The 24,782-nt window shown below is 66.7% G+C and carries 24 protein-coding genes; 7 read left to right on the top strand and 17 right to left on the bottom strand.

The annotated features are described in order from the left end of the window. Positions 1-142: 142 nt before the first annotated feature. Positions 143-631: a putative toxin-antitoxin system toxin component, PIN family gene (locus ACM14_RS23440; RefSeq protein WP_012202616.1), complete on the bottom strand. Its 489-nt coding sequence runs from the start codon at positions 629-631 to the stop codon at positions 143-145. After that, positions 628-1,908, bottom strand: a complete 1,281-nt coding sequence (locus ACM14_RS23435; RefSeq protein WP_012202615.1) for a class I SAM-dependent RNA methyltransferase — start codon at positions 1,906-1,908, stop codon at positions 628-630. The genes ACM14_RS23440 and ACM14_RS23435 overlap by 4 nt, the downstream gene beginning before the upstream one ends. Before the next feature lie 115 nt (positions 1,909-2,023). On the opposite strand from ACM14_RS23435, the gene ACM14_RS23430 reads away from it, so the two are divergent. Both ACM14_RS23430 and rocF read left to right on the top strand, forming a co-directional pair. Next, a complete protein-coding gene (locus ACM14_RS23430) occupies positions 2,024-3,097 on the top strand; it encodes an ornithine cyclodeaminase (protein ID WP_043820039.1) in 1,074 nt (357 codons plus the stop codon). Between the two features lie 17 nt (positions 3,098-3,114). Next, entirely contained in the window at positions 3,115-4,080 is a 966-nt protein-coding gene (rocF, locus tag ACM14_RS23425) for an arginase (protein ID WP_065347450.1), read from the top strand. Positions 4,081-4,086: 6 nt separating this feature from the next. Here the strand turns inward: rocF and rtcA are convergent, their stop codons facing one another. From rtcA to ACM14_RS23400, 5 genes are read right to left on the bottom strand one after another with little or no spacing between them, the layout of a single operon-like run. Continuing rightward, positions 4,087-5,145 carry an RNA 3'-terminal phosphate cyclase gene (gene rtcA, locus ACM14_RS23420; RefSeq protein WP_065347449.1) on the bottom strand — a complete coding sequence of 353 codons (1,059 nt, stop codon included), beginning with the start codon at positions 5,143-5,145 and terminating at the stop codon, positions 4,087-4,089. A 9-nt stretch (positions 5,146-5,154) separates the two neighbouring features. Continuing rightward, the gene (locus tag ACM14_RS23415) at positions 5,155-5,970 is read right to left on the bottom strand and encodes a nucleotidyltransferase domain-containing protein (RefSeq protein ID WP_065347448.1); all 816 of its coding nucleotides are present in this window, start codon (positions 5,968-5,970) and stop codon (positions 5,155-5,157) included. Between the two features lie 52 nt (positions 5,971-6,022). Then, positions 6,023-7,240 (bottom strand): RtcB family protein, encoded by a 1,218-nt coding sequence (locus ACM14_RS23410; protein WP_174549419.1) that lies wholly within the window; start codon positions 7,238-7,240, stop codon positions 6,023-6,025. A 59-nt stretch (positions 7,241-7,299) separates the two neighbouring features. After that, complete coding sequence (locus tag ACM14_RS23405; RefSeq protein ID WP_043820033.1) at positions 7,300-7,797, bottom strand: hypothetical protein; 498 nt, start codon at positions 7,795-7,797, stop codon at positions 7,300-7,302. A gap of 56 nt (positions 7,798-7,853) precedes the next feature. After that, positions 7,854-8,993 carry a slipin family protein gene (locus tag ACM14_RS23400; protein ID WP_065347447.1) on the bottom strand — a complete coding sequence of 380 codons (1,140 nt, stop codon included), beginning with the start codon at positions 8,991-8,993 and terminating at the stop codon, positions 7,854-7,856. Between the two features lie 697 nt (positions 8,994-9,690). Here ACM14_RS23400 and rtcR point away from each other — a divergent pair. Continuing rightward, a complete protein-coding gene (gene rtcR / locus ACM14_RS23390) occupies positions 9,691-11,298 on the top strand; it encodes an RNA repair transcriptional activator RtcR (protein WP_065347446.1) in 1,608 nt (535 codons plus the stop codon). A 38-nt stretch (positions 11,299-11,336) separates the two neighbouring features. On the opposite strand, the gene ACM14_RS23385 is transcribed toward rtcR, so the two are convergent. The 9 genes from ACM14_RS23385 to ACM14_RS23345 all read right to left on the bottom strand — a co-directional run bounded on the left by ACM14_RS23385 (position 11,337) and on the right by ACM14_RS23345 (position 19,965). Beyond that, positions 11,337-12,953, bottom strand: coding sequence for an RNA polymerase factor sigma-54 (locus ACM14_RS23385; protein WP_065347445.1), 1,617 nt, complete (start codon positions 12,951-12,953; stop codon positions 11,337-11,339). Between the two features lie 54 nt (positions 12,954-13,007). After that, positions 13,008-13,796 (bottom strand): LPS export ABC transporter ATP-binding protein, encoded by a 789-nt coding sequence (gene lptB, locus ACM14_RS23380; RefSeq protein WP_065347444.1) that lies wholly within the window; start codon positions 13,794-13,796, stop codon positions 13,008-13,010. Further along, the gene (gene lptA / locus ACM14_RS23375) at positions 13,793-14,455 is read right to left on the bottom strand and encodes a lipopolysaccharide transport periplasmic protein LptA (protein ID WP_013804753.1); all 663 of its coding nucleotides are present in this window, start codon (positions 14,453-14,455) and stop codon (positions 13,793-13,795) included. The genes lptB and lptA overlap by 4 nt, the downstream gene beginning before the upstream one ends. Before the next feature lie 171 nt (positions 14,456-14,626). After that, positions 14,627-15,277: a thiol:disulfide interchange protein DsbA/DsbL gene (locus tag ACM14_RS23370; protein ID WP_065347443.1), complete on the bottom strand. Its 651-nt coding sequence runs from the start codon at positions 15,275-15,277 to the stop codon at positions 14,627-14,629. 81 nt (positions 15,278-15,358) lie between these two features. After that, positions 15,359-16,069 carry an SPOR domain-containing protein gene (locus tag ACM14_RS23365; RefSeq protein WP_065347442.1) on the bottom strand — a complete coding sequence of 237 codons (711 nt, stop codon included), beginning with the start codon at positions 16,067-16,069 and terminating at the stop codon, positions 15,359-15,361. A gap of 20 nt (positions 16,070-16,089) precedes the next feature. Beyond that, positions 16,090-17,787 (bottom strand): arginine--tRNA ligase, encoded by a 1,698-nt coding sequence (gene argS / locus ACM14_RS23360; protein WP_065347441.1) that lies wholly within the window; start codon positions 17,785-17,787, stop codon positions 16,090-16,092. 54 nt (positions 17,788-17,841) lie between these two features. Further along, positions 17,842-18,288: a DUF2214 family protein gene (locus tag ACM14_RS23355; RefSeq protein ID WP_065347440.1), complete on the bottom strand. Its 447-nt coding sequence runs from the start codon at positions 18,286-18,288 to the stop codon at positions 17,842-17,844. Positions 18,289-18,395: 107 nt separating this feature from the next. Beyond that, positions 18,396-19,001, bottom strand: a complete 606-nt coding sequence (locus tag ACM14_RS23350) for a DUF3016 domain-containing protein (RefSeq protein WP_065347439.1) — start codon at positions 18,999-19,001, stop codon at positions 18,396-18,398. A gap of 28 nt (positions 19,002-19,029) precedes the next feature. Further along, entirely contained in the window at positions 19,030-19,965 is a 936-nt protein-coding gene (locus tag ACM14_RS23345) for a LysR family transcriptional regulator (RefSeq protein ID WP_013804758.1), read from the bottom strand. A gap of 305 nt (positions 19,966-20,270) precedes the next feature. On the opposite strand from ACM14_RS23345, the gene ACM14_RS23340 reads away from it, so the two are divergent. From ACM14_RS23340 to ACM14_RS23335, 3 genes are all read left to right on the top strand, one after another. Beyond that, complete coding sequence (locus tag ACM14_RS23340) at positions 20,271-22,463, top strand: malate synthase G (protein ID WP_012202597.1); 2,193 nt, start codon at positions 20,271-20,273, stop codon at positions 22,461-22,463. An 80-nt stretch (positions 22,464-22,543) separates the two neighbouring features. Next, a complete protein-coding gene (locus ACM14_RS30900; RefSeq protein WP_013804760.1) occupies positions 22,544-22,798 on the top strand; it encodes a cysteine-rich CWC family protein in 255 nt (84 codons plus the stop codon). A 17-nt stretch (positions 22,799-22,815) separates the two neighbouring features. After that, positions 22,816-23,004, top strand: a complete 189-nt coding sequence (locus ACM14_RS23335; RefSeq protein ID WP_012202595.1) for a 4-oxalocrotonate tautomerase — start codon at positions 22,816-22,818, stop codon at positions 23,002-23,004. Positions 23,005-23,067: 63 nt separating this feature from the next. Here ACM14_RS23335 and ACM14_RS23330 read toward each other — a convergent pair whose 3' ends face one another. Beyond that, the gene (locus tag ACM14_RS23330; protein ID WP_254662123.1) at positions 23,068-23,697 is read right to left on the bottom strand and encodes a hypothetical protein; all 630 of its coding nucleotides are present in this window, start codon (positions 23,695-23,697) and stop codon (positions 23,068-23,070) included. Positions 23,698-23,835: 138 nt separating this feature from the next. Here ACM14_RS23330 and ACM14_RS23325 point away from each other — a divergent pair, with 138 nt between their 5' ends. Continuing rightward, positions 23,836-24,603, top strand: a complete 768-nt coding sequence (locus tag ACM14_RS23325; RefSeq protein WP_012202593.1) for a class II glutamine amidotransferase — start codon at positions 23,836-23,838, stop codon at positions 24,601-24,603. The last annotated feature ends 179 nt before the right edge of the window (positions 24,604-24,782 follow it).

The following is a 24,782-nucleotide window of genomic DNA, read 5'->3' as shown; positions in this document are numbered from 1 at the left end:
TGTGGGGGAGGCCGTCCTCCTGGCAGAAGGGCTTGCGCCTCCTGCATGGCCGCCAGTTTAGGAGAAAGCCTTCAAGCTGGCCGCACCCAGCCTGTTGCCCCATTGCCGCCTGGGTGGTTGCTGCACAACAGCGGCCAGGGCGTCAGGCGGCCAGCGCCTCTTCCTGCTCGGCCAGCAGGATGTTGCCCACGGTGGCGCCCAGGCCGGCCACGCGCTTGCGCAGCTTGAGCACGGCCTTGTCCTTGCTGATCAGCAGCGCCTGGTGCTGGCTGGCCAGGTCCAGGAAATGCTGGTCGTCGGGGTCGGTGCAGGCAAAGCGGATGCGCGGCGCATCGGCCACGTATTCCACCGCTCCGTCAAAGGCCGAGAGCACGCCCTCGACCGTCTTGCCGTAGAAAGCCACGCGCGGCGCGATCTGGCTGTAGTGCAGCACGCGTTCGAGCTCGAGGCGCTGGGCCTGATCGGCAATCCAGCGCATCTGTCCCTGCTCCACCAGTTCGCGGATGGGGGGGACATGCGGATCGTCGAAGATCAGCATGTCAAGGACCACATTGGTATCAAGCACCACGGGCCGAGGCAGGGGACCTTCGTAGCCGTCGTTGCACTGCGGCCAGCGCAGCACGATCTTCATGGCGCGGCGCCCTCTGCCGGGCCTTCGGCGGCCTTTCTGGGCTTGACTGCGCCACGGATCATGTCGAAGCGGAACAGCCGGCATTCGATGGGGCCGTTCCACATGGGCGTGCGGCGCGCCTCTTTCAGGCGCATCTTGCCGGGCAGCTTGAGGTCGGGCGTGAGCATCCAGGCGCTCCAGCCGCTGTAGTTCTTCTTCCAGTGGGTGGCCAGCTGGCTGAAGAATTCCACGCCGTCCTCGGTCTGGGCCGTCTCCCGGCCCGCGCGCTCGACCACTTCCATGCGTTCACCGGCGCTGCGGCCGGCCGAGCCGGCTGCGGCAATGCGCTCGCCATAGGGCGGGTTCAGCAGCATCAGGCCGGGCTGCTCGCAGGGCGGCATGCGCTGCAACGCGTCGCCACCGCGCAGTTGCACGGTCTGGCCCACGCCCGCGCGCTCGGCGTTGCGCTGGGCAAAGTCCACCATGCGGTGGGACACATCGGAGCCATAGATGGCCACGGGGCTGTCGGGCAGGATGGCGGCCTCGGCCTCGTCCAGCATGGCTTCCCACACATGCCTCTGGAAGGGCACCAGCTTCTCGAACGCGAAGCGCCGCAGGATGCCGGCCGGAATGCGGCGTGCAATCTGCGCGGCCTCGATCAGCACCGTGCCGCTGCCGCAGCAGGGGTCGTACAGTGGCTGGGGATCGTCGCCATGCGGGTCCCAGCCCGTGGCGGCGATCATGGCCGCGGCCAGGGTTTCCTTGAGCGGCGCATCGCCCTTGTCCTCGCGCCAGCCGCGCTTGAACAGCGCCTCGCCCGAGGTGTCGATGTAGATGGTGGCCTCGTCGGTCGTCAGGTGCAGGTGCACGCGCACGTCGGGGTGGCGCGTTTCCACGTCGGGGCGCACGCCCTTCCTGTCGCGGAAGCGGTCGGCAATGGCGTCCTTGACGCGCAGCGCCGCGAAGTTGAGGCTGGTCAGCGGGCTGTGCTGGGCCGTGACCTCGATCTTGAAGCTCTCGCGCGGGGAGAACCAGATCTCCCAGGCCACTTCGCTGGCGGCGCGGTACAGGTCGTTCTCGTTGCGGTACAGGGTCTGCGACAGCTGCACCAGCACGCGCTGGGCCAGCCGGCTGTGCAGGTTCAGCAGCAGGGCGTCGCGCCACAGGCCGCGCACCATCACGCCGCCACGGCCCACCATGAGGTCGTGGCCGCTCAGGCCGGTGATCGCGTGGACCTCGTCGGCCAGAAATCCCTCGACGCCGGCGGCGCAGGGCAAAAACAGATGCAGTTGGTTCATAGCTTGGGTGCCGAGCATACGCGCACCGCGATTCCCCGCGCAGGCGCCAGCCGAAACCCGCTTGCCTGCGCTTCGGCCCGGGCCTACAGTGGAAGCAACCGCGAGGGAGAGCACCATGAAGCCTCGAACCACGCCCGTCCACACGGATTTCCTCGGCGCCACGCAGGCCGCACGCCTGGTGGCGCAGGTCGGCGTTGCCGCCTGCCTGGCCGGCCTGGCCGATGCCATCGAGCAAGACTTCGCACGCTGGCCCGATTTCGAGAAATCGGCCCGCATCGCCCACCATTCGCCCGGCGGCGTAATCGAGCTCATGCCCGTGTCCGATGCGCTCGACTACGCCTTCAAGTACGTCAACGGCCACCCGGACAACGCCGATCGGGACCTGCCCACGGTGATGGCCTTCGGCGCCCTGGCCGACGTGGCCACGGGCCTGCCGGTCTTCCTGTCCGACCTGACGCTGGCCACGGCGCTGCGCACCGCCGCCACCTCGGCGCTGGCCGCGCGCCGGCTGGCACGGCCGGGCTGCCGCAGCATGGCGCTGATCGGCGCAGGATCGCAGTCCGAATTCCAGGCCCTGGCCTTCACCCACCTGCTGGGCGTGGAACGGCTGCGCATCTTCGACATCGATGTCCAGGCCATGCGCAAGCTCGTGGACAACCTGGGCCATGCGGGCATCGCGGCCCAGCGCATCACCTGCTGCGCCAGCAGCGCCGAGGCCCTGGAGGGCGCCGACATCGTGACCACGGTGACGGCCGCCAAGCACCGCGCCTGCGTGATCGCCGATGCCGACGTGCGCCCGGGCACCCACATCAACGCAGTCGGCGGCGATTGCCCCGGCAAGACCGAGCTGCCCCTGGCACTGCTGCGGCGCGCGCGCATCTTCGTGGAATTCACGCCCCAAACGCGTGTGGAAGGCGAGCTGCAGCAGTTGCCCGCCGACGCGCCCGTGACCGAGCTGTGGCAGGTCATCAACGGCCAGGCGCCGGGCCGCGGGCATGACACGGAGATCACGCTGTTCGACTCCGTGGGCTTTGCGCTGGAGGACTATTCGGCCCTGCGCTGGTTGCGTGCGCTGGCCCACGACACCGGACTGATGCAGTCGATCGATCTGGTGCCTGCGCTGGCCGACCCCCGCGACCTGTACCGGCTGGTGCGCGAGGCCGGTCAGGCAGAACGCGGCTTTGGCTGACACGGGGACTGCATACCATGGGTCCCATGAGCATGAACACCCATACGACCCCGCAGACCGCACGCGCCCTGAGACTCATAGGCGTGCCCACCGACATCGGCGCCAGCCGCCTGGGCAGCGCCATGGGCCCCGACGCACTGCGCGTGGCCGGCCTGGGCCCGGCGCTGCGCCAGCTGGGCTGCCAGGTGAGGGACATCGGCAATCTGGCAGGCCCGCCCAATCCGCAGACACCGCCCGAGCAGGGGCTGCGCCACCTCGCACCGGCCCGCGCCTGGATGGACGCCGTGCACCAGGCCGTGGGCCAGGCGCTGGACGATGGCGAGCTGCCGCTGATGCTGGGCGGCGACCACAGCCTGGCCATGGGCTCGATCAGTGCCGTGGCTGCCCACTGCCGCCGACGGGGCCGCGCGCTTCGCGTGATCTGGCTGGACGCCCACGCCGACTGCAACACGCCCGATATCTCGCCCAGCGGCAACCTGCACGGCATGCCCGTGGCCAGCCTGTGCGGCCTGGGCCCCGCGGCGCTCACCGCGCTGTCCCAGGGCGGCGATCCGGCGCTGGCAGCCGCCTCGCTGTGCCAGATCGGCCTGCGCAGCGTGGATGACCAGGAAAAGCGCCTGCTGCATTCGCTGGGCGTGGAGGTCTATGACATGCGCGCCATCGACGAGCTGGGCATGCGCGAGGTCATGCGCCGCGCGCTGGAAGACCTGGAAGGCAGCGACACCCACCTGCACCTGAGCTTCGACGTGGACTACCTCGATCCCGACATCGCGCCCGGCACCGGCACCCCCGTGCGCGGCGGCCCCAGCTACCGCGAGGCCCAGCTGTGCATGGAGATGCTGGCCGACACCGGACGCCTGGGCTCGATGGATCTGGTGGAGCTCAATCCCGCGCTGGATGTGCGCAACCAGACGGCAGAACTGGTGGTGGACCTGCTGGAGAGCCTGTTCGGCAAGAGCACGCTGGTGCGGGCCGATCGCTGAGGCCGCTCAGGCTGGCGAGAGCGAAACACGCCAGCCGTCGCCCGTTGCGTCCGTAGTAAGGCGCACGGGCACAAAGCGCACAGGCACAAAGCGCTCGATCACCTCGAAATTGCTGCGCGCATGCGGCGTCAGTTCCGTGCAGGTGTAGCTGGCACCGCGCCCGCTGCGCCAGACGGCCAGCGCCAGCGGCAGGGCCCATTGGTCGGCCAGGTACGGGCCCAGCGCGGCCTGGCTGCCCTGGTGGCGGCGCACCTCGCGCGCCAGGTCATGCGCCACCTTTTCGGCGCTGACGCCCTTCATGCCGAACTGCGTGAACACTTCGCTCAGGTGCTCATAGGCCAGCGTGGCCAGCAGCGCGTTGCCCGGCCCCTCGTTCTGGCGCACGGCAGCCACCTGCAGCTGCTCGCCAGACCAGCCCAGGGCCTGGCCCAGATGGTCCAGTTCGCGCTGGGCCACCGCGCGTGGCAGCGCGGGCGCAAAGCATTCGGCATGGCTGGCCACGGGGGCGCCACGTTCGGTGATATCGAAAGGCACAAGCCCATTGGTTGCCGGCGTGATCGTCACGTCCATCTCGCCGCCACCGGCCGGATAAAAGCCCAGCCGGCGCAGCCGCAGTTCGCAGCGCGCGCCCAGCCTGTGCAGCAGCGGCGCATAGCTGCGCTCCAGGAAATGGAAGGGCGGCGCGGCCGGGTTGTGGGTGCCGCCGCCCAGGGTCAGGCGGCTTTCGCCATTGGCCAGCATCAGCGCGGGCCACAGCGTCTGCAGCAGCAGGGTGCAACTGCCCGCCGAGGCGATGACGAAGCGGTACTCGCCCGCACGCACCGGCCCCGGTGTGAATTGCAGCGCCTGCGAATTCATCTCGGCGCCCAGCATCTGCGCGCCGCAGATTTCGGCGGCGGCATTGACGCAGGCCAGGTGCTGGCGCATCAGGCCCGGCTTGGCGCGCCCGGCACGGATGCGCTGCATGGCAAAGGGCTGACCCGTGCACATGGACAGCGCCAGCGCGCTGCGCAGCAGCTGGCCTCCGCCCTCCCCGGCGGAGCCGTCGATCTCGATCACTTTCATTTTTCTCTTTCATTCATTGCCGCCAAAGCGCGCCACGGCATCCCGCAGATAGCGGTCCAGCGGCGCCGCATCGGCCTGCTCCCCCGGATCGGGCGCATGGGCCATGGCATGGGCCAGCTCGCGCTCCAGGAAATCATGGACGCGCACCCGGCGCGGCCCCTTGGCGGCCTCGCCCAGGCGCATCTTGAGCTCCAGCAGCTCATTGAGCTCGGCCAGCAGGCCTGCATCCTCCAGCGTGCCCGCCGCCAGCTGTGCAAAGCGCATGGGCGGCGCACCGCGCCCCTCGCGTATCCAGCGCGCGGCCAGCAAAGGGCGCAGCACATAGAAGTACTTCTTGTAGCGCACCACATCGCCCTGCAGGTGGGCGCGCAGGTTCTTGCGCGCCATGGCCACATAGTGGTGGTAGCCGCGCACGGGCGAAAAGCCCTGCTCGGCCAGCAGATGCAGGCGCTCGGCCCAGGGCTGCTCCTGCCGGTAGACCACGGGCGAGCGCAGCCATTCAAGCAGCGTAGGGTTGGAGGCGCGCAGCAGCCCCAGCGCCTTGCGCAACTCCCAGCCGCTGACATCGAGCTCGCCGCTGAGCGGCTGCTCTATGACATCGCGGCCCGGCGCCACGGTCAGGTACCAGGGCAGGCGGTGGACGTAGATGAAGCGCACGTCGTAGTCGCTGTCGGGCGAGGCAAAGCCCCAGCCGCGGCTGCCCGACTCGCAGGCAAACAGCACCGTGACCTCGTGCCTGCGCTCCACCTCGGCCAGGTTGGCCAGCACCGTGGCGCGCATGGCGTCGGAGACCGGATTCGCGCTCAATACCTTCTCTTCCCTCATGCTCTCATCCTGCTTTCTTTTCTGGAGGATGAGAGCCTGGGCCCTCATCCACTCACCCTTTCACGCACACCACTTGCTTCAGGGTGTGCACCACCTCGACCAGATCCTGCTGCGCGGCCATGACCGCATCGATGTCCTTGTAGGCCATGGGAATCTCGTCCACCACATTGGCATCCTTGCGGCATTCCACGCCCTCGGTGGCCTTGATGTGGTCCTCCACGCTGAACATCTTCTTGGCCTTAGTCCGGCTCATCACGCGGCCTGCACCGTGGCTGCAGCTCTCGAAGCTCTCCGGGTTGCCCAGGCCGCGCACGATATAGCTGCGCGCGCCCATGCTGCCCGGGATGATGCCCAGCTCGCCGCGCCGCGCGCTCACCGCGCCCTTGCGAGTGATGAACACGTCCTGGCCGAAATGGCGCTCCTGCTGCACATAGTTGTGGTGGCAGTTCACCGCCTCCACATGCGACTCGAAGGGCTTGGCGATCACCTTGCGCACCGTGGCGATGAGGTTGGCCATCATCACCTCGCGGTTGCGCATGGCGAACTTCTGCGCCCAGGACACGCCGCGCACATAGTCGCCAAAGTAGCGGGCCCCTTCCTCGAAATAGGCCAGGTCCTTGTCGGGCAGGTTGCGCTGATGGAGTTCTGCATCCTTCTTGGCCAGCTCGATGAAATGGGTGCCGATGGCATTGCCCACGCCGCGCGAGCCCGAGTGCAGCATGAACCACACGAAGCCCGCCTCGTCCAGGCAGATCTCGATGAAGTGGTTGCCGCTGCCCAGCGTTCCCAGGTGCTTGCGGTTGTTGGTGTTGGCCAGGCGCGGATGCAGCTCGCACAGCAGGTCGAACTCATCGGCCAGCGTGGCCCAGACCTGGTCCACCGACACGGGCGGGTTCTCCCAGCTGCCGGGATCGCGGCCCCGGTGGCGCGGCACCGAGCCATGCGGCACGGCCTGCTCTATGGCCGAGCGCAGCGGGCCCAGGTTGTCGGGCAGGTCCTCGGCGCGCAGCGTGGTCTTGGCGGCCATCATTCCGCAGCCGATGTCCACGCCCACGGCCGCCGGGATGATGGCCTTGATGGTCGGGATCACCGAGCCCACGGTGGCGCCTATGCCCAGGTGCACATCGGGCATGGCCGCGACATGCTTGAACACCACGGGCAGGCGCGCGGCGTTCTCCAGCTGCTTGCGCGCCTCGTCCTCCACGGGCACGCCCTTGGTCCACATCTTGATGGGGACGCCGTTTTCCACGTTGTGTTGCAGGTAGTTCATTGCGTTGTCCTTCAGTCTTCTTGTCTGTTCGTCTTGTTTAGGTCTTGCTGCCGCGCGGCTCATCCACGCATCAGGCGAGACAGGTCCCGCTTGCGGATGGCGCTGCCCAGGCTTTGATAGTCCCGCAGCGGGAATTCATGCTCCAGCCAGCGCTTTCGGTATTCCTCTACACCCATGCCGCAATAAATACCGTCCAGCACGCGGTACACGCTGCGCACCACGTCCTCGCGGGCCACCTGCCCACGGGCCAGCACTTCATAGTCATCCATGGCGGTGATGCCCCAGCTGGCCCAGTCCGCGTACTGCCGCAGCTCGTAGGAAAGGGTGTCGCGATCACCTTCCATGCTCAGGTGCACTTCGCCGGGCTCGTCCATGAACACGGCGGCAGCCCGGTGCGCGCCCTTGGCCAAGGCCAGCGCCATGGCGGCCAGATCACCCAGCGAATCGTGCAGGTAGGACACGGCACACACCAGTTCCTCCTCGGGCGTGCTGAACTTCAACGTCGCCCAGCCCGCCTTGCCCACCTCATAGCTCCATAGTTCTTCGAATGCGGCCATGGCCGTACCTCTCTTTTGTTTCTTCGTTGTCCGTTGTGCCCCGACCAGCCTGCCGGTCAACGCATCTTCACCAGCCCGTTGAGCACCTGATCCAGCCCGCCGAACACGGAGATCTTGTCGATGCGCTCGGCCACGCGTTCCAGCGTCTCCAGCTCCTTCATGCGCAGGGCCACGGGGTTGTCCTCCATGACCTTGGCGGTGTTGAGCAGCGAGCGCGTGGCCGCCGTTTCCTCGCGGCGGCGGATCACGTTGGCCTGGGCCTGCTTTTCGGCCTGCACCACCTGGGTCAGGATGGCCTTCATCTCGCCGGGCAGCACGATGTCCTTCACGCCCACGCTCTCCACCACCATGCCGAAGGGCTGCAGCTTGGCCGCCATGTGCGCGGTCACCACGTCATCGATCACCGTCTTGTTCTCCAGCAGCTCATCGAGCGTGCGGGTGCCCACGGCGGCGCGCAGCGCGAACTGCAGTTCGCGGTACAGGTGCTCGGCGGGCTTTTGCAGCTGGGCAAAGGCGCGCAGAACGTCGGTGTGGCGATAGGTGGCGCTCAGGTTCAGGCGCAGGCTCACCTTGTCGCGGGTCATGATGTCCTGGCCCGAGACCTCGACAGCCTGCAGGCGCAGATCCACCAGCTCCACGGCAATGCTGCGGCCGAACTTCCAGAACGCATGGCTGCCGGCCTGCAGCAGGCGGTCCACCTTGCCGTCGATGGTCAGCAGCGCGCACTGGCCTGCGGGCACCTGCACCTGCAGCACACCGTTGAGGCCGGACACGCTGCGCTGGCGCAGCTGCGTCTGGGTCAGGCGCGCCGCCAGGGTGGCGGGCAGCTCGGCGCCGGCCTGCAGGTCGACCACCTGCACGCTCACATCCACCAGTCCCTTCCAGTACAGGCGGCGCGTGCCGGGCGGCAGGATCTCGACCAGCACGCCGTTTTCGCTGCGCAGGCCCGCCTCGGTCTCGGACAGTTCCACGCGCAGGAATTCGGCGGCCACCACGGCGGGCTCCTGCGCCATCAGGTAGTCGGCCAGGCCGTGCGTGAAGGCGGGCTGCTCCAGGGCAAAGGTTTCCACGCGCAGCTGGTCGGTGCCGGCAAACAGCCAGTGCCGGCCGCTGTGCAGCACGCGCTCGAAATCGCCATTGCGCAGCAGCAGGGCGCGTTCGTTCTTCTTGACGGTGATGCGTTGGATCTTCAGCATTTCTCCTTCTCCTCGTTCGGCGTCTTCGCCGCAATCAATAGGGGTGCCGTTACAGCAGCGGCGGGGTTCCAGGGGGCACGGCCCGGGCCTTGCAGTGCGCCGCGGCGGCAACCCTGGAAACAGGTTGCAGCGTGGCTGGCTGCGGGCGCGGACCGTGCCGGGACCTGGCACAGCCGCCGCCGCTGACGGGTGGGGGCCTTGGGCTGCATCGCAACCCGGTGGCCACCTCCCGCGTTCGGCGGGTGGTCTTTCGACCGTTTCAATAGCCCGGCCTTGCGGCCGGAAGAGTGGACAGGAATCGAACCTGCGACAGTCCTCTTGCGAGGGTGCTCTACCAGACTGAGCTACCAGTGGCTGGCAAGCCTGGAGTCGAACCAGGCGTCCCTTGCGGGACGGTTTCCACAACCTTGCCGTCACCCAGCGCCTGCGGCGTGCGGCATGCGGGAAATCGACAAGCCCCTGGGGGCCCGGACTTCCGGCACCGGCGGGGCGGGCCTTTGCCCCAACCCCGGCCTGTGAGCGGTCACCGCCTGCACTGGATGCCTTGGCTATTGCGAGATGCGTGCCAGCCTGGCATCAGGCGCCAAACAATTCTTCAACCCATTGATTTATTTGAATAAATCTCAAATCACACTTTTCTTGAATTCGTATTCGATCCAAAGAAACTAGAATTTCAGCTATTCAACTAGACAAAACCATGGAAAAGAAAAAGGTCGTCATCGGCTTTCTGGGTACGCAGCTGGACTCCGGCAGGGGCGCGGGGCGCTGGGAAAAATGGCGGCCGACCCTCTCCCTCATGCAGCATGAGGATCTGGTGGTGGAGCGGCTGGAGCTGCTCTACACGCCGCCCCATCTGGCCCTGGCGCAGCTGCTGCAGGGCGACATCGCCACGGCATCGCCCGAGACCCAGGTGAACCTCGTGCCCATGGACATTGCCGATCCCTGGGATTTCGGCGAGGTCTATGCGCGGCTGTTCGACTGGACGCAGGCCTACCGCTTCGACCCCGAGCGCGAGGAGTACTGGACGCACATCACCACGGGCACGCACGTGGCACAGATCTGCCTGTTCCTGCTGGTGGAGTCGCGCCGCATTCCCGGCGTGCTGGCCCAGACCTCGCCACCCCGGCGCCAGCGCATGGGCGACCCTGGCAGCTATGCGCTGATCGACCTGGACCTGTCGCGCTACGACGTGATCGCCCAGCGCTTCGGCGCCGAGCAGAGCGAGGCCGTGCAATTTCTCAAGAGCGGCATCGCCACGCGCAATGCCGGGTTCAACGCGCTGATCGACGAGATCGAGCGCGTGGCCGTGCGCTCGCGCGCGCCCATCCTGCTCACGGGTCCCACGGGTGCGGGCAAGTCGCATCTGGCGCGGCGCATGTACGAGTTGAAGAAGGCCAGGCACCAGGTCCAGGGCGATTTCGTGGAGGTCAATTGCGCCACGCTGCGCGGCGATGGTGCGGCCTCGGTGCTGTTCGGCCACAAGAAGGGCGCGTTCACGGGCGCTGCGGCCGACCGCGCCGGCCTGCTGCGCAGCGCGCACCAGGGCGTGCTGTTCCTGGACGAAATCGGCGAGCTGGGCCTGGACGAACAGGCCATGCTGCTCAAGGCGGTGGAGGAAAAGCGCTTCTATCCCATGGGCAGCGACCGCGAGGTCAGCAGCGACTTCCAACTGGTCGCCGGCACGCACCGCGACCTGCGCATCGACGTGGCGCAGGGGCGCTTTCGCGAGGATTTGTTCGCGCGCATCAATCTGTGGTCCTACGCGCTGCCGGGCCTGGCCGGGCGCCCCGAGGACATCGAACCCAACATGGACCACCTGCTCGCGCGCTCGGCCGACGAGACCGGCCAGATGGTGCGCTTCAACGTGGAGGCCCGCGAGCGCTATCTGCGCTTTGCGCGCTCGCCCGAGGCGCTGTGGAGCGGCAACTTCCGCGACCTGTCGGCCAGCATGACGCGCCTGGCCACGCTGGCCGACGGGGGGCGCATCTCCACGGCCCTGGTCGATGCCGAGATCCAGCGCCTGAAGTGGCTGTGGCAAAGAGGCGATGCCGTGCAACCGGCCGGCGCCAGCCTGCAAAGCCTGCTGTCTGCCGAAGTGCTGGAGCCGCTGGACCTGTTCGACCGCATGCAGCTCGAAGCGGTGCTGCGCGTGTGCCGAGAGTCGCCTTCGCTGTCCGATGCGGGGCGCCGCCTGTTCGACCAGTCACGCACCCAGCGCAGCGTGGTCAACGATGCCGACCGCCTGCGCAAGTACCTGCTGAAATTCGGCTTGAAGTGGGATGCCGTGGCCGGCCGAACGCCATAGACACCACGGTGGCGCGATGGCGAGTTTGCGCGCCTGGGCTACAGCGCCTTGCGCAGCGTGGTCGGCGGGATCTTGAGTAGCTCGCGATACTTGGCCACCGTGCGCCGCGCGCATTCGATGCCCTGCTCCTTGAGCATGTCGGCGAGTTGGTTGTCCGACAGCGGCTTCTTGGGATCTTCGGCCGCGACGAACTGCTTGATCAGCGCGCGCACGGCCGTGCTGGAGGCATTGCCACCGGCCTCGGTGCCCAGGCCCGAGCCGAAGAAGTACTTGAGCTCGTAGGTGCCCTGCGGCGTGGCCATGTACTTGGCCGTGGTCACGCGGCTGATGGTGGATTCATGCAGGCCCAGCGCATCGGCAATGTCGCGCAGCACCAGCGGGCGCATGGCCAGCTCGCCATGCACGAAGAAGTTCTTCTGGCGCTCCACGATGGCCTGCGACACGCGCAGGATGGTGTCGAAGCGCTGCTGGATGTTCTTGATGAACCAGCGCGCCTCCTGCAGCCGCTGCTGCAGCGCTGCATGGCCTTCGCTGCCCCTGTGACTGCGCAGCGCGCTCGCATAGATGTCGTGCACGCGCAGCTTGGGCATGACGTCCGGGTTGAGCTGCACGCTGAAGTCCATGCGGCCCGCGCCGCTGCGCACGGGGCGCACGATGACGTCGGGCACGACGATCTGGCGCTGCACGTCAGCAAAGCGCCGGCCCGGGCGTGGCTCCAGCCGGGTGATCAGCACCAGCGCCTCGCGCAGCCGCTCCTCGCGCGCACCGCACAGGCTGGCGAGCTTGCGCAGGTCGCGCCGCGCCAGCAGGTCCATGGGCTGGGCGCAGATGTCCAGCGCGGTGCGCAGCACGGCCTGCCGGTCTTCGTCCTCGGCACTGCCGTTGCCTTCGCGCTCGGCATCGGCCAGCTGGTCGCGCAGTTGCAGCGTCAGGCATTCGGCCAGGTCGCGCGCGCCCACGCCCACGGGCTCCAGGCTTTGCAGCAGGCGCAGCGCCACGGTGAAGCGGTGCACCAGTTCCTCGCACTCCTCCAGATCGTCGCCCGCCAGGCCCTGTGCCAGTTCGTCGAGCGGGTCTTCCAGGTAGCCGTCGTCGTTGAGGTTCTCGATCAGAAAGCGCAGTGCGGCGCGGTCCACCTCGCCCAGGCGCAGGCTCAGGGCCTGGCGGTGCAGGTGGTCGGTCAGGCTTTCGGCGCTGCGAGCCAGTTCGGTGGCATCGGCCTCGTCTTCCTCGCCCTGCCCGCGCGTGCGGCTGGAGGGCGCATCGCTGCCCCAGTCGCGGTCATCGTTGCCCGAGTTGGTCTGGCCGTCGCCTTCCCAGCTCAGGGACTCGGCCGTGCCGGAAGTCTCCACGGCATCGCCGGAGGGTGCGTCCGACGAGGGCTCCCACTCCACCGCCGCCGAAGGCTGGTCTGCGCGGCTTTCCTGGAAGGACTCCGTGGCCTCGGCGCCGGGCACGGCAGGCTCGCGGGTGCCGGCGGCCGCATCGTGATCCCCATCCTCGTTCGCCAGCTCCAGGAAGGGGTTGTCGCCGAGCATCTGCTCCACTTCCTGCGCCAGCTCCAGCGTGGACAGCTGCAGCAGCTGTATCGACTGCTGCAGCTGGGGAGTGAGCGAAAGATGCTGGGAGACGCGCAGCGACAGACCGGGCTTCAAGCGGCAGCTCCTTCGCGCAGACAGTCTCGCAGACGGGCCAGGCAGGGCATGGCGCTACATCCGGAAGTGTTCGCCGAGGTAGACACGCCGCACTTCGGCGTTGTCCACGATCTCCTCGGGTGTGCCCTGGGCGAGCACGTGGCCGTCGCTGATGATGAAGGCATGGTCGCAGATGCCCAGCGTCTCGCGCACGTTGTGGTCGGTGATCAGCACGCCGATGCCGCGCGCCTTGAGAAAGCCGATGATGCGCTGGATCTCGATCACGGCGATGGGGTCGATGCCGGCAAAGGGCTCGTCCAGCAGGATGAAGCGCGGCTGCGTGGCCAGGGCGCGCGCGATCTCGACGCGGCGGCGTTCGCCGCCCGACAGCGCCAGCGCAGGCGATGCGCGCAGATGGTCCACCCGCAATTCCTGCAGCAGCGCCGTCAGGCGCTCCTCGATGACGCTGCGCGCCAGCGGCCGGCCCTGCTCGCCCCTTTGCAGCTCCAGAACGGCGCGCACGTTGTCCTCGACGCTGAGCTTGCGGAAGATCGATGCCTCTTGCGGCAGGTAGGACAGGCCCAGGCGCGAGCGCTGGTGGATGGGCATGTTGCCCACGGCCTGACCGTCGATGAAGATGTCGCCGCCGTCGCTGCGCACCAGGCCCACGATCATGTAGAACGAGGTGGTCTTGCCCGCGCCGTTGGGTCCCAGCAGGCCCACGACCTCGCCCTTTTTCACGGACAGCGACACGTCCTTGACCACCTTGCGGCTGCCGTAGGACTTGGCAAGATGGCGTGCCTGCAGGCTGCTGCCCTGGTCGGCGCGTGCAGTGGCAGCCGGGGCTGCGGCTTGCCCGCTCATCGCTTGGTACCGCCGAGGCTGTCCAGGCTGTTGCTGGGCTGCAGGGACGTGCCCGGCGTGCCCGCTGCGGGGGCGCGCGGCTGCGAGCCCGGCGTGCCTTCCTTGGGCGCCAGCACGGCGCGCACGCGCCCGCCCTGGCCGGCCGTGGAGCTGGGCTGGCCACCGCTGGTCTTTTGCCCGTCGACGGTGAACACGTCGGTGAGGTTGTTGTAGACGATGATGGAGCCGGTGATCTCGTCGCTGAGCTGGCCGCCGCGATAGCGGCGCAGTTCGCCGCGGCGAATGAACTTCACGAGGTCGGCCTTGCCGTCGTATTCGATGACCTCGCCCTCGCCTTCCACGAATTCCTCGGGTTGGCCCGGCACGGTATCGCGCTTTTGGCGGAAGAAGGCACGCTTGCCCGCCTCGGCCGTCACCACGCCGTACTGAAAGCCTTCAGGGTCTTGCCGCACATCGAGCTGGGCGCCGCGCAGCACGATGGTGCCCTTGGTCATCACCACGTTGCCAGTGAAGACGCTGGTCTGCTTGAGTTCGTCATGGCGCAGCGCATCAGCCTCGATGTTCATGGGCTTGGTGCTGTCGGCCTTTTCGGCCTGGGCCATACCGGCGAAAGCCGCCAGGGCGGCGGCGAGCAGGAGGGAGGAAAGTCGTTGTTTCATGGAGGGCACGCTTCTTGCATCCATTGTAGGGGGTGTCGCGCGCAACCGTTCCTGGCGTCTTTCAACGCGCACGGAAAGCGCTGACACAAAGGCACAAAAAGAGGTTTCCAAAAGCGACAGGCCCGCGCAATGGCGGGCCTGTCGCGGACTGGCTGGGCCGAGGCCCGGGCCTCAGCCCTTGCGGCTGGTGGCGATCAGCTGATCGACCACGCGCAGCACATTGGTCATGTTGCCGGCCTTGGTGCCGTCGGTGTAGTAACGGCCCGCCACGCCCATGGCCGGCACGCCTTCCACGTCATAGTCCTGCTGCAGCTGGGTGGCCTTGCGAACCTGGTTGGAGACGCTGAAGGAGTTGTAGACCTCCTTGAACTTGGCCACGTCCACGCCCTGCTTGCCGACCCAGGCGAAGATGTCCTCGTCCTTGGCCAGGCGGTTGCGTTCCACATGGATGGCGTGGAAGGCGCGCGCATGCATGGTGTCCAGCAGGTTCATGCCTTCGAAGGCGTAGTAGAGCTTTTGCTGGGGCACGAAGCTGGCGTTGAAGGCCACGGGCACGCGGTGCACGACCACGTCGGCCGGTGCCTGGTTCTTCCAGGCGGCAAAGGTGGGCTCGAACGCATTGCAGTGCGGGCAGCTGTACCAGAAGAACTCGACCACCTCGACCTTGCCGGCGCCGGCGCTGGTGGGTGCGGGCTTGGCCAGCTTGATGTAGTCCTTGCCCTCCTTGGGCGCTGCGGCCTGGGCCTGGGCGGCGGAAGTGCCCAGCGTCAGTGCGCTGGCAGCGGCTGCCGAGGCAGCCAGGGAAAAGTCGCGGCGATTCATCAAAACAAACTCCTCGTTCAATGCTGCAGGTTAGGAGGCAGGGGCCCGCCAAAAGTTCAGCGCTCTTGTTGCAACGCGCTTTCAGCGTGCGGCGCGCACCAGCGTGGACTCGACCCCGGCGCCATCGAGCTTTTGCTTGAGCTGCTCGGCATCGTCGCGCTTGGTGAACGGACCCACACGCACGCGGAAGATGGTGATGCCGTTTTGCTCGCGCTCGCTCACGCGCGCCTCCCACCCCAGCATGGCCAGCTTGGCGCGCTGCGCATCGGCATCGCCCTGGCTGCGGAAGGCGCCGGCCTGCACGAAGTAGTTGAAGGCGGCGTCGGCCTTTTCTGCCTTTTCCGCCTTCTCGGCGGCGGCGGAGCGCGACTTGACCAGGTCACCCAGCGGATCGGCCGAGCTCTTGCCATCGGCCTTGGTTTCGGGCTTGGCGGGCGGCTTGGCCGGGTCCACGGGCGCGGGTGGCGGAGACGCCGGCAAGGGTGGCGGAGTCACGCCTCCTGCCACGGCGGGCGGGGTGGGGGCGGTTGGTGCGGTGCTGCCGGGGAGGCTGGGCGTGACGGCGGCCGGTGGTGGCGGCGCCGGGTTCTTGCCCTGCAGCGGCGCGTTGGGGTCCCAGTTCTTGTTGCGCTGGGCCTCGGCCGCGTCCTGGTCGGCCGTCTTGCCGCCCTTGGAGAGAAAGGGCACGGGCACCTTGGTCACATAGACGGCGACGGCCAGGGCTGCTGCCAGCCCGACGATCATGCCGATGATGAGACCGATGACGGTGCCCCCACGTTGCTGTGTCTTCATAGATCGCTTGTCGCTCGAAGTTACATGCGTTGCGGGGCCGAGACGCCCAGCACTGCCAGGCCATTGTGCAATACCTGGCGCGTGGCCGAGATCAGCGCCAAGCGGGCGAGCTTGACCTTTTCGTCGTCCACCAGGATGCGTTCCGCGTCGTAGTAGCTGTGGTACAGCGAGGCCAGTTCGCGCAGGTAGAACGTCACGTCGTGCGGCGCATTGCCTTCTGCGGCCGAGGTCAGCATGGCCGGGTACTTGGCCAGCTGCAGCATCAGCGCCTGGGCCTGCGGGCCTTCCAGCGCCGACAGGTCCACGTCCTTGAGCGTGACCGCGTCACCCCCCCACGCGGCCAGCACCGAGCAGATGCGCGCATGGGCGTACTGGACGTAGTACACGGGGTTGTCGTTGTTCTGGGCCACGGCCAGGTCCACGTCGAAGGTGTACTCGGTGTCGGGCTTGCGGGACAGCAGGAAGAAACGCACCGCGTCCTTGCTGGTCCATTCGATCAGGTCGCGCAGCGTGACGTAGGAGCCGGCGCGCTTGCTGATCTTGACTTCCTCGCCGCCGCGCACCACGCGCACCATGGTGTGCAGCACATAGTCGGGATAGCCGGCAGGGATGCCCACGTCGGCAGCCTGCAGGCCTGCGCGCACGCGCGCGATGGTGCCGTGGTGGTCCGTGCCCTGGATGTTGACGACCTTGGAGTAGCCGCGCTTGAATTTCTGGATGTGGTAGGCGACATCGGGCACGAAGTACGTGTAGTTGCCGTCCTGCTTGCGCATCACGCGGTCCTTGTCGTCACCGTAGTCGGTGGACTTGAGCCAGAGCGCGCCGTCGAGTTCGTAGGTATGTCCGCCCGCGATCAGGCGCTGCACCGCGTCCTCGACATAGCCGTTGGTGTAGAGGCTGGATTCGAGGTAGTACTCGTCAAAGTGCAGGTTGAAGGCCTGCAGGTCCTTGTCCTGCTCGTTGCGCAGATAGGCGACGGCGAACTGGCGGATGTTGTCGTAGTCCTCGACATCGCCGTTGGCCGTGAATTCGCGGTCATCGGCCTTGACGGTCTTGCGGGCCAGGAAGTCGTCGGCGATGTCCTGGATGTAGGAGCCGTTGTAGAAGGCCTTGCTTGCCGGATTCTCGGGATCGATGGGCCAGCATTCGTCGCCGGGCTTGAAGCCCTTGGCACGCAGCTGCGTGCTCTTGGTCAGCGTGTCGATCTGCACGCCCGCGTCGTTGTAGTAGAACTCGCGGTGCACGCCCCAGCCCTGCGTGGCATAGAGGTTGCAGATGGCATCGCCCAGCGCGGCCTGGCGGCCATGGCCCACGTGCAGCGGGCCGGTGGGGTTGGCGGAGACGAACTCGACCAGCATCTTTGCGCCACGGTCGGCCAGCCAGCCGAACTTCTCGGCCTGCTCCAGCACTTCGCGGATGATTTGCTGCTTGGCGGCGGGCTTGAGGCGGATGTTCAGAAAGCCGGGGCCGGCGATCTCGATGGCATCGACCCAACGTTGGAAGGACGGCGTGGCCTCCAGCGCAGCCTTGAGCTGCTCGCCCAGCGAACGCGGGTTGAGCTTGAGCGGCTTGGCCAGCTGCATGGCGGCCGTGCAGGCGAAATCGCCATGGGCAGCCACCTTGGGGGATTCAAAAGCGGCACGGGCACCGGCGCCGGGCGACAAAGTTTCAAGCTCGCCGGCCAGAGCCGCGAGCAGTTCCTGTTTGACGGAGAGCATCGGCGGATTCTACGTGGCAGGCCCACCCCATGCCGCCGGACAGGAAAACGGAGCCTACATGCCCCGCGCCCAGAACACCGCGACGACGGCGATCACGGGCACCACATGGGCCTGCCACATCACCCAGCGGCGCGTGCTGGCGACCTCGGCCGGCTGGGGCAGGCCCTGGCCGGCATCCAGCGCGCGGCGCCAGCGCCGGAAGGCCAGCGTGGGCTTGATCGACAGCAGCGCGCCGACGACAAACAAAGTCATCTTCAGATGAAACAGTGGCTGCGAGACGTACCAGGACATGCCCTTGACGCCCCACACCAGACGGGCGATGCCGGTGAGCACCAGGAAGACCGCGGCAAGGCCATAGATCATGTCCAGCCGCGCCAGGCGCTGCACCACGGCGGCGTTCATCCACTCGCTGCGGCACAGCGCCGCCTGGCTGGACAGGAACACCACGAAGGTGAGGATGGCCAGCAGGTGGAGGCTGGCCAGGATGGCTTCTATCGTCATGGGGAATCCGTATAGAAATTGGGCCTCTTGGGCCAAGCGTCCATTACGCCAGAAACGGGGACTGCCATCGTGATGTCCGAGGCAATCGGTAGACCACTGCGGTCCGGTCAGCGCCCCAGTTCCGCGCGCACCCAGTCGTCCAGCAGCGTCTTTTCGTAGCGCAGGGGATCGTTGGGATAGAGGTCCGGGCGCATCATGAAGCTGGCGTCGCGCAGCTGGCGGCTGCCTTCTCGCAGCAGCTTTCCATCGGCTCCCAGCAGCTTGAAGCGCAGGTCGATGCGCGGTGGGTAGATGTCGCGCACGATGCGCACATCGGCAGCCTGGGGCCCGCGCCAGGGCTCGAAGCCGCCTGCGCGCTGCACATCGGTGAGGTGAACTTCAAGCCGCTGGCCCTGGGGCAGCCTGGGCGCGGCACGCTCGGCCAGGAACTGGGCCAGCGCATCGACCCAGGCGCGGCGCGCCTTCTCGGACTCCTGGGGTCCGTTGCGCCCGGCGTCGAACCGCGAAGGATCGTCAAAGGTCACGCTCACGATGCCGGCAGGCACCGCGCCCTGCCGCATCCCGTCCGGCCGGCCCTGCCCCGCCCCCTGGACGGCGCAGCCCGCCACCATGCCCAGGCAGGCGGCTCCCAGCGCCATGCGCATCCAGCGCCGCCGTCCTGGGGCCGCGCCCTGCGTTGCGGATACCGCTTTCGTCGCTATCGACACTGCCATGCTTATTCCTCCTTGCTGGGCGGCCCGCTCAGGCCGCGTGGGTACGCCGCCAGAAATCCGGCTGCTCGTAGTGGTGCTTGAGATAGTCGATCCACAGCCGCACACGCAGCGGCATGTGCTTGCGCTGGGGAAAGACGACAAAAATGCCATTGGGCGGCGCCGCGAATGTTTCGAGCACGGCCACCAAACGGCCCGAGGTGATCTCGGCCTCGACCTCCCAGGTGCTGCGCCAGGCGATGCCCCAGCCGCCCAGGCACCAGTCGTGCAGTACCTGACCGTCGGAGCAGTCCAGCGGGCCGCCCGGCTTGAAGTGCACGACCTCGCTGGTGCCGCTGTCGGGATGGGGGATGCGAAAGGCCCAGCCACGCGTCTGCGAAGCGTCGCTGGACAGCGTCAGGCAGTCGTGCTGGGTCAGCTCGCTGGGGTGGCGCGGCGTGCCCCGGCGCTCCAGATAGGCAGGCGTGGCCACGCACTGGCGCCGGTTGTCGGCAATGCGCACGCTGACCAGGGCCGAGTCGGGCAGATCGCCCACGCGCACCGCACAGTCAAAGCCTTCGCCGGCCAGATCGACCACGCGGTCGCTGAGGTTCAGGGAAATCGTCACATCCGGGTGCAGATCCCGAAAGAGCGGCACCAGGGGCGCCACGTGCCGCCTGCCAAAACCCGCCGGCGCCGTGATGCGCAGGTGGCCCGTGGCCTTGACCCCGCCCGCGCTGACACTGGCCTCGGCGTTGGACACATCGGACAGCAGGCGCTGGCAATCCTCAAGAAAGGCGCTGCCCTCATGCGTGAGGGAGATGCGCCGCGTGGTGCGCACCATGAGCTTGACGCCCAGGTGCTCTTCCAGGGCATCGAGGCGCCGCCCCATGATGGCCGGCGCCACGCCTTCCGCCTTGGCCGCCGCCGTGAGGCTGCCGCGCGTTGCCACCGATACGAATGACTCGAATGCCTTGAGCTTGTCCATGACCGCTGTCCGTTTCTTTTCCGTGTTCTTGTGGGGTATGCGACCGCACACCCGTCTCCTGTGACTCGCCTTTTTTGCATAGTGGGCACTGGCTGTCCTCCATGTGCACCATGCATAGGGCTGCGCACCAAAGCCGGCCGGTTTTGGCGCGCGCATAACCTTCCCACATTTTTGCGTAAAAGTCACGAGTTTTAAGATTTATGGTCTATTTATGTACGCAAATAAATCTAATAAAGTATTCCTTATAGTCAGGCCCGAAAAGGGTCTGCCAAGCCTTTCCATCCATCCAACCCGGGGTTCCCACCATGACCGATCGCACCCAAGCCCACAGCCTGCAGGTCGCTACAGAGCTGCACCGTTTCATCAATGAACAAGTGCTCCCGGGCACCGGTGTCGCTCCCGAGGCGTTCTGGAAAGGCTTCGACGCGATCGTCAACGATCTGGCTCCTCGCAATGCCGCCCTGCTGGCCGAGCGTGACCGCCTGCAGACCGAGCTGGACACCTGGCACAAGGCCCATCCCGGCCCCATCACCGACATGGCCGGCTACCAGCAGTTCCTGACGCAGATCGGCTATCTGGTCGAGCAGCCCAAGGATGCCAAGGCCACCACCACCAATGTGGATGCGGAACTGGCCATCCAGGCCGGCCCCCAGCTGGTCGTGCCCATTCTCAACGCCCGCTATGCGCTGAACGCCGCCAACGCGCGCTGGGGTTCGCTGTATGACGCGCTGTACGGCACGGATGCCATCGGCGAAGACGGCGGCGCGGAAAAGGGCAAGGGCTACAACCCCGTGCGCGGCGCCAAGGTGATCGCCTTCGCACGTGATTTCCTGGACCAGGCGGCCCCGCTGGCCTCGGGCTCGCACAAGGATGCCGCCGGCTATCGCGTGGAAGCTGGCCAGCTGGTCGTCGCGCTCAAGAGCGGCGGCACCACGGGCCTGAAGAACACCGCCCAGTTTGTCGGCTACCAGGGTGATGCCGCAGCGCCCTCTTCCGTGCTGCTGCTCAACAACGGCCTGCACATCGACATCCGCATCGACAAGACCACGGCCATCGGCCAGACCGATGCCGCCGGCGTGGCCGACGTGGTGGTCGAAGCCGCCCTGTCCACCATCCTGGACCTGGAAGACTCCGTGGCCGCCGTGGATGCCGAAGACAAGGTGGTCGGCTATGCCAACTGGCTGGGCATCCTCAAGGGCACGCTGACCGAAACCTTCGACAAGGGCGGCAAGAGCATGACGCGCGGCCTGAACGCCGACCGCGAGTACACGGGCGCCGATGGCAAGCCCGTCAAGCTGCATGGCCGTTCGCTGATGTTCGTGCGCAATGTCGGCCACCTGATGACCAACCCGGCCATCCTCTGGGGCAACGGCAAGGAAATCCCCGAGGGCATCCTGGACGCCATGGTCACCACGGCCATCGCCGTCCACGACATCAAGGGTCTGGGCGCCAACGGCATCCGCAACTCGCGCACGGGCAGCGTCTACATCGTCAAGCCCAAGATGCACGGCCCCGCGGAAGCCGCCTTCGCCAGCGAGCTGTTCGGCCGCGTGGAAAAGGTCCTGGGCCTGCCCGAGAACACCGTCAAGCTGGGCATCATGGACGAGGAGCGCCGTACCAGCGTCAACCTCAAGGCCTGCATTGCCGCCGCCGCATCGCGCGTGGCCTTCATCAACACCGGCTTCCTGGACCGCACGGGCGACGAAATGCACACCGCCATGTATGCCGGCCCCATGGTCCGCAAGGCCGACATGAAGGGCAGCGCCTGGCTGGCCGCCTATGAGCGCAGCAACGTGCTCGTGGGCCTGGGCCTGGGCCTGCGCGGCAAGGCGCAGATCGGCAAGGGCATGTGGGCCATGCCCGACCTGATGAAGGCCATGCTGGAGCAAAAGATCGGCCACCCCAAGGCCGGCGCCAATACCGCCTGGGTGCCCTCGCCCACGGCCGCCACGCTGCACGCCCTGCACTACCACCAGGTCAACGTGGCCGAAGTGCAAAAGCAGCTGGAGCAGACCAATGCCGACGCCGAGCGCGCCACCATCCTGGCCGACCTGCTGCAGGTGCCCGTGGTCAAGGAAGACAAGTGGAGCGCCGCCGAGAAGCAGCAGGAGCTGGACAACAACGTCCAGGGCATCCTCGGCTACGTGGTGCGCTGGGTGGACCAGGGCGTGGGCTGCTCCAAGGTGCCCGACATCCACAACGTGGGCCTGATGGAAGACCGCGCCACGCTGCGCATCTCCAGCCAGCACATCGCCAACTGGCTGCAGCACGGCATCGTGACCGAGGCCCAGGTGCGCGAGACCTTCGAGCGCATGGCCGCCGTGGTCGACCAGCAGAACGCGGGCGATGCGCTGTACAAGCCCATGGCCGGCCACTTCGACACCTCGATGGCCTACCAGGCCGCCTGTGACCTGGTCTTCAAGGGCAAGGAGCAACCCAGTGGCTACACCGAGCCCCTGCTGCACGCCTGGCGCCTGAAGGTCAAGGCAGCCGCCTGACACCTGGCGGCGCCCAAGGCTGCAAAAGCACCCAGGCTTGCCTGAGGTGCTTTTTTCATGGGCCTACACTCGGAACCACGATGAGTGCCCCTCCCCCCGATGCCAGCCTGTGTCCGCTGTGCGGCCGCAGCAATCAATGCGCCATTCTTGCGGGCGTTGATCCGCTGAACTGCTGGTGCATGGACACGCCGGTGGCACCCGATGCACTGGCCCGCATTCCGGAGCCACTGCGCAACAAGGCCTGCCTGTGCCCCGCCTGCGCGCTTGGCACCGACAAGCCTCGACCGCCCGCGTCGGCCGATATGATGTCGCCGACCCAACCCCCTAGAACTTGATCCCTGAGGAGATTGACATGCCCACGTACCACGTCGAAATGATGGAAGGCCGCACCGTCGAACAAAAGCGCAAGCTGGTCGAAGAGATCACGCGCGTCTCGGTCGAAGTCCTCGGTGGCTCGCCCGAATCGGTGGACATCCTGATCACCGACATCAAGCGCGAAAACTGGGCCACGGGCGGCAAGCTCTGGTCCGAACGCAGCTGAGGATCTTTCGCTCAATGCATGCAAAAGGCAGCTTTGGCTGCCTTTTTTCATGAAACCTGGTCTTTAATCCCGTATTTTCATGAGTGCCTGCAGTGCACTCCCTGCCACCGTCCAGGGCACAGGCATGGGGGCATCTGGCTTCCAGTGCCTGGCAACGCCATCCATGGACACCTGGGTCAGGGCCACCTGGGTAGCACCGGCAGCATGGGCCTGAACAGCCGCATCGGCCATGCACGCCACATAGCCGGCGACATCACCACTGCGAAAAAGAGCCCAGGCCCCTTCAACACATTGCAGCTGCATGCGTTGATCTGCGTTGCCTTGCTGCAGTTCTCCCATGAACAGATTGCGCGTGGCTTCGTACGTCGTGGGAGCGGCGCACAGCAGTGCAATGCGCGATTCGGGGTCACTTTGCAAGGCAGCGGCCACCTTGCGGGCCAGCATGCCATCGGCACGCCAGACTTTGCCACTGCGGCAATCCGCCACGGCCGGGCCCAGGGTCGAGCAGGTCAGCAGCACGGCATCGATATCGACATGATCTGCCAGCGCATCGAGCTGCCCTGCCGTTTTCTGCCGAAGCGACGCATTCATGCCGCCAGCAGCCTCCGCCTCCAACAGCAGTTCCTCATGCACCTGATGAACGATTGAGTGGGCCGGCCAGCCCAGTTCGGCAGCAGCCTGCTCGAAGATCACGGCGTTGCTGTGCGCCGTATGCAGACAGAGGATGGGCATGGGTATGTTCCGTTTTTTTGCCGTTGCCCCGCATTGTGCTTGCAGCTGCCGCGCCAGGCGTTAGGCTATGGCTTGAACTACGCAAACAACGATACCGCCATGTGCCAGCTGCTTGGAATGAACTGCAACACGCCCACCGACGTGCGCTTCAGCTTCTCGGGATTCACCCAGCGGGCGGGCAATACCGGCGACCATACGGACGGCTGGGGCATCGCCTTCTTCGAGGACAAGGGCCTGCGCCACTTCGTCGGCTACGAGCGCGCCATCGACTCGCCCATCGCCAAGCTGATACGCGAGTACCCGATCAAGAGCCGCAACGTCATCGCCCACATCCGCAAGGCCACGCAGGGCGCAGTAAGCCTGCAGAACTGCCACCCCTTCGTGCGTGAACTGTGGGGCCGCAACTGGGTCTTTGCCCACAACGGGGATCTCAAGGGCTTCGCTCCGAAACTGCATGCCCACTTCCATCCGGTAGGCAACACCGACAGCGAGCAGGCCTTCTGCTGGATTCTTCAGGAGCTCTGGAAGTCCCATGCCGGCCTGCCCAGCGTCCAGGAACTCACGCACACGCTGCGCGAACTGGCCAGGCGCATCTCGCCGCACGGTACCTTCAACTTCCTGCTGTCCAACGGAGAGGCGCTGTGGGCCCATGCCACCACACACCTGTGCTACATCGAGCGTCGCCACCCCTTTGCCCAGGCCCATCTGTCGGATGAGGACCTGACCGTGGACTTCGCCCGAGAGACCACACCACAGGACCGTGTGGCCATCATCGTCACAGCGCCGTTGACCAAGAATGAAACCTGGACATCAATCCAGTCGGGCGAACTCAAGGTCTTTGTACAGGGTGAATGCCTGCCGCTCTGAAGCATTGCGCATTCAGAATGAAAAAAGAGAGCGCGTCAGCGCTCTCTTTTTTTTTGGGATGCCCGTTTTGATGTTCGTTTTGGCTGTTTCCCCGTTTCCTGCACCCCAATGCAAAAAACCCCGTAGCTTTGGGCTACGGGGTTTCTTGGGCTGTAAGAGCCTGACGATGACCTACTTTC

The sequence above is a fragment of the Delftia sp. JD2 genome, assembly GCF_001682645.1.
Classification (GTDB): Bacteria; Pseudomonadota; Gammaproteobacteria; order Burkholderiales; family Burkholderiaceae_C; genus Comamonas; species Comamonas acidovorans.
The sequence above is the reverse complement of the archived record's forward strand: the minus strand, read 5'-3'. Positions and strand labels throughout refer to the sequence as shown.

Excerpts from the sequence above, each read along its gene's own strand:
- ACM14_RS23440 (WP_012202616.1), bottom strand. The coding sequence starts at position 631 with ATGAAGATCGTGCTGCGCTGGCCGCAGTGCAACGACGGCTACGAAGGT.
- ACM14_RS23435 (WP_012202615.1), bottom strand. The coding sequence starts at position 1,908 with ATGAACCAACTGCATCTGTTTTTGCCCTGCGCCGCCGGCGTCGAGGGA.
- ACM14_RS23430 (WP_043820039.1), top strand. The coding sequence starts at position 2,024 with ATGAAGCCTCGAACCACGCCCGTCCACACGGATTTCCTCGGCGCCACG.
- rocF (WP_065347450.1), top strand. The coding sequence starts at position 3,115 with ATGGGTCCCATGAGCATGAACACCCATACGACCCCGCAGACCGCACGC.
- rtcA (WP_065347449.1), bottom strand. The coding sequence starts at position 5,145 with ATGAAAGTGATCGAGATCGACGGCTCCGCCGGGGAGGGCGGAGGCCAG.
- ACM14_RS23415 (WP_065347448.1), bottom strand. The coding sequence starts at position 5,970 with ATGAGGGAAGAGAAGGTATTGAGCGCGAATCCGGTCTCCGACGCCATG.
- ACM14_RS23410 (WP_174549419.1), bottom strand. The coding sequence starts at position 7,240 with ATGAACTACCTGCAACACAACGTGGAAAACGGCGTCCCCATCAAGATG.
- ACM14_RS23405 (WP_043820033.1), bottom strand. The coding sequence starts at position 7,797 with ATGGCCGCATTCGAAGAACTATGGAGCTATGAGGTGGGCAAGGCGGGC.
- ACM14_RS23400 (WP_065347447.1), bottom strand. The coding sequence starts at position 8,993 with ATGCTGAAGATCCAACGCATCACCGTCAAGAAGAACGAACGCGCCCTG.
- rtcR (WP_065347446.1), top strand. The coding sequence starts at position 9,691 with ATGGAAAAGAAAAAGGTCGTCATCGGCTTTCTGGGTACGCAGCTGGAC.
- lptB (WP_065347444.1), bottom strand. The coding sequence starts at position 13,796 with ATGAGCGGGCAAGCCGCAGCCCCGGCTGCCACTGCACGCGCCGACCAG.
- lptA (WP_013804753.1), bottom strand. The coding sequence starts at position 14,455 with ATGAAACAACGACTTTCCTCCCTCCTGCTCGCCGCCGCCCTGGCGGCT.
- ACM14_RS23370 (WP_065347443.1), bottom strand. The coding sequence starts at position 15,277 with ATGAATCGCCGCGACTTTTCCCTGGCTGCCTCGGCAGCCGCTGCCAGC.
- ACM14_RS23365 (WP_065347442.1), bottom strand. The coding sequence starts at position 16,069 with ATGAAGACACAGCAACGTGGGGGCACCGTCATCGGTCTCATCATCGGC.
- argS (WP_065347441.1), bottom strand. The coding sequence starts at position 17,787 with ATGCTCTCCGTCAAACAGGAACTGCTCGCGGCTCTGGCCGGCGAGCTT.
- ACM14_RS23355 (WP_065347440.1), bottom strand. The coding sequence starts at position 18,288 with ATGACGATAGAAGCCATCCTGGCCAGCCTCCACCTGCTGGCCATCCTC.
- ACM14_RS23350 (WP_065347439.1), bottom strand. The coding sequence starts at position 19,001 with ATGGCAGTGTCGATAGCGACGAAAGCGGTATCCGCAACGCAGGGCGCG.
- ACM14_RS23345 (WP_013804758.1), bottom strand. The coding sequence starts at position 19,965 with ATGGACAAGCTCAAGGCATTCGAGTCATTCGTATCGGTGGCAACGCGC.
- ACM14_RS23340 (WP_012202597.1), top strand. The coding sequence starts at position 20,271 with ATGACCGATCGCACCCAAGCCCACAGCCTGCAGGTCGCTACAGAGCTG.
- ACM14_RS30900 (WP_013804760.1), top strand. The coding sequence starts at position 22,544 with ATGAGTGCCCCTCCCCCCGATGCCAGCCTGTGTCCGCTGTGCGGCCGC.
- ACM14_RS23335 (WP_012202595.1), top strand. The coding sequence starts at position 22,816 with ATGCCCACGTACCACGTCGAAATGATGGAAGGCCGCACCGTCGAACAA.
- ACM14_RS23325 (WP_012202593.1), top strand. The coding sequence starts at position 23,836 with ATGTGCCAGCTGCTTGGAATGAACTGCAACACGCCCACCGACGTGCGC.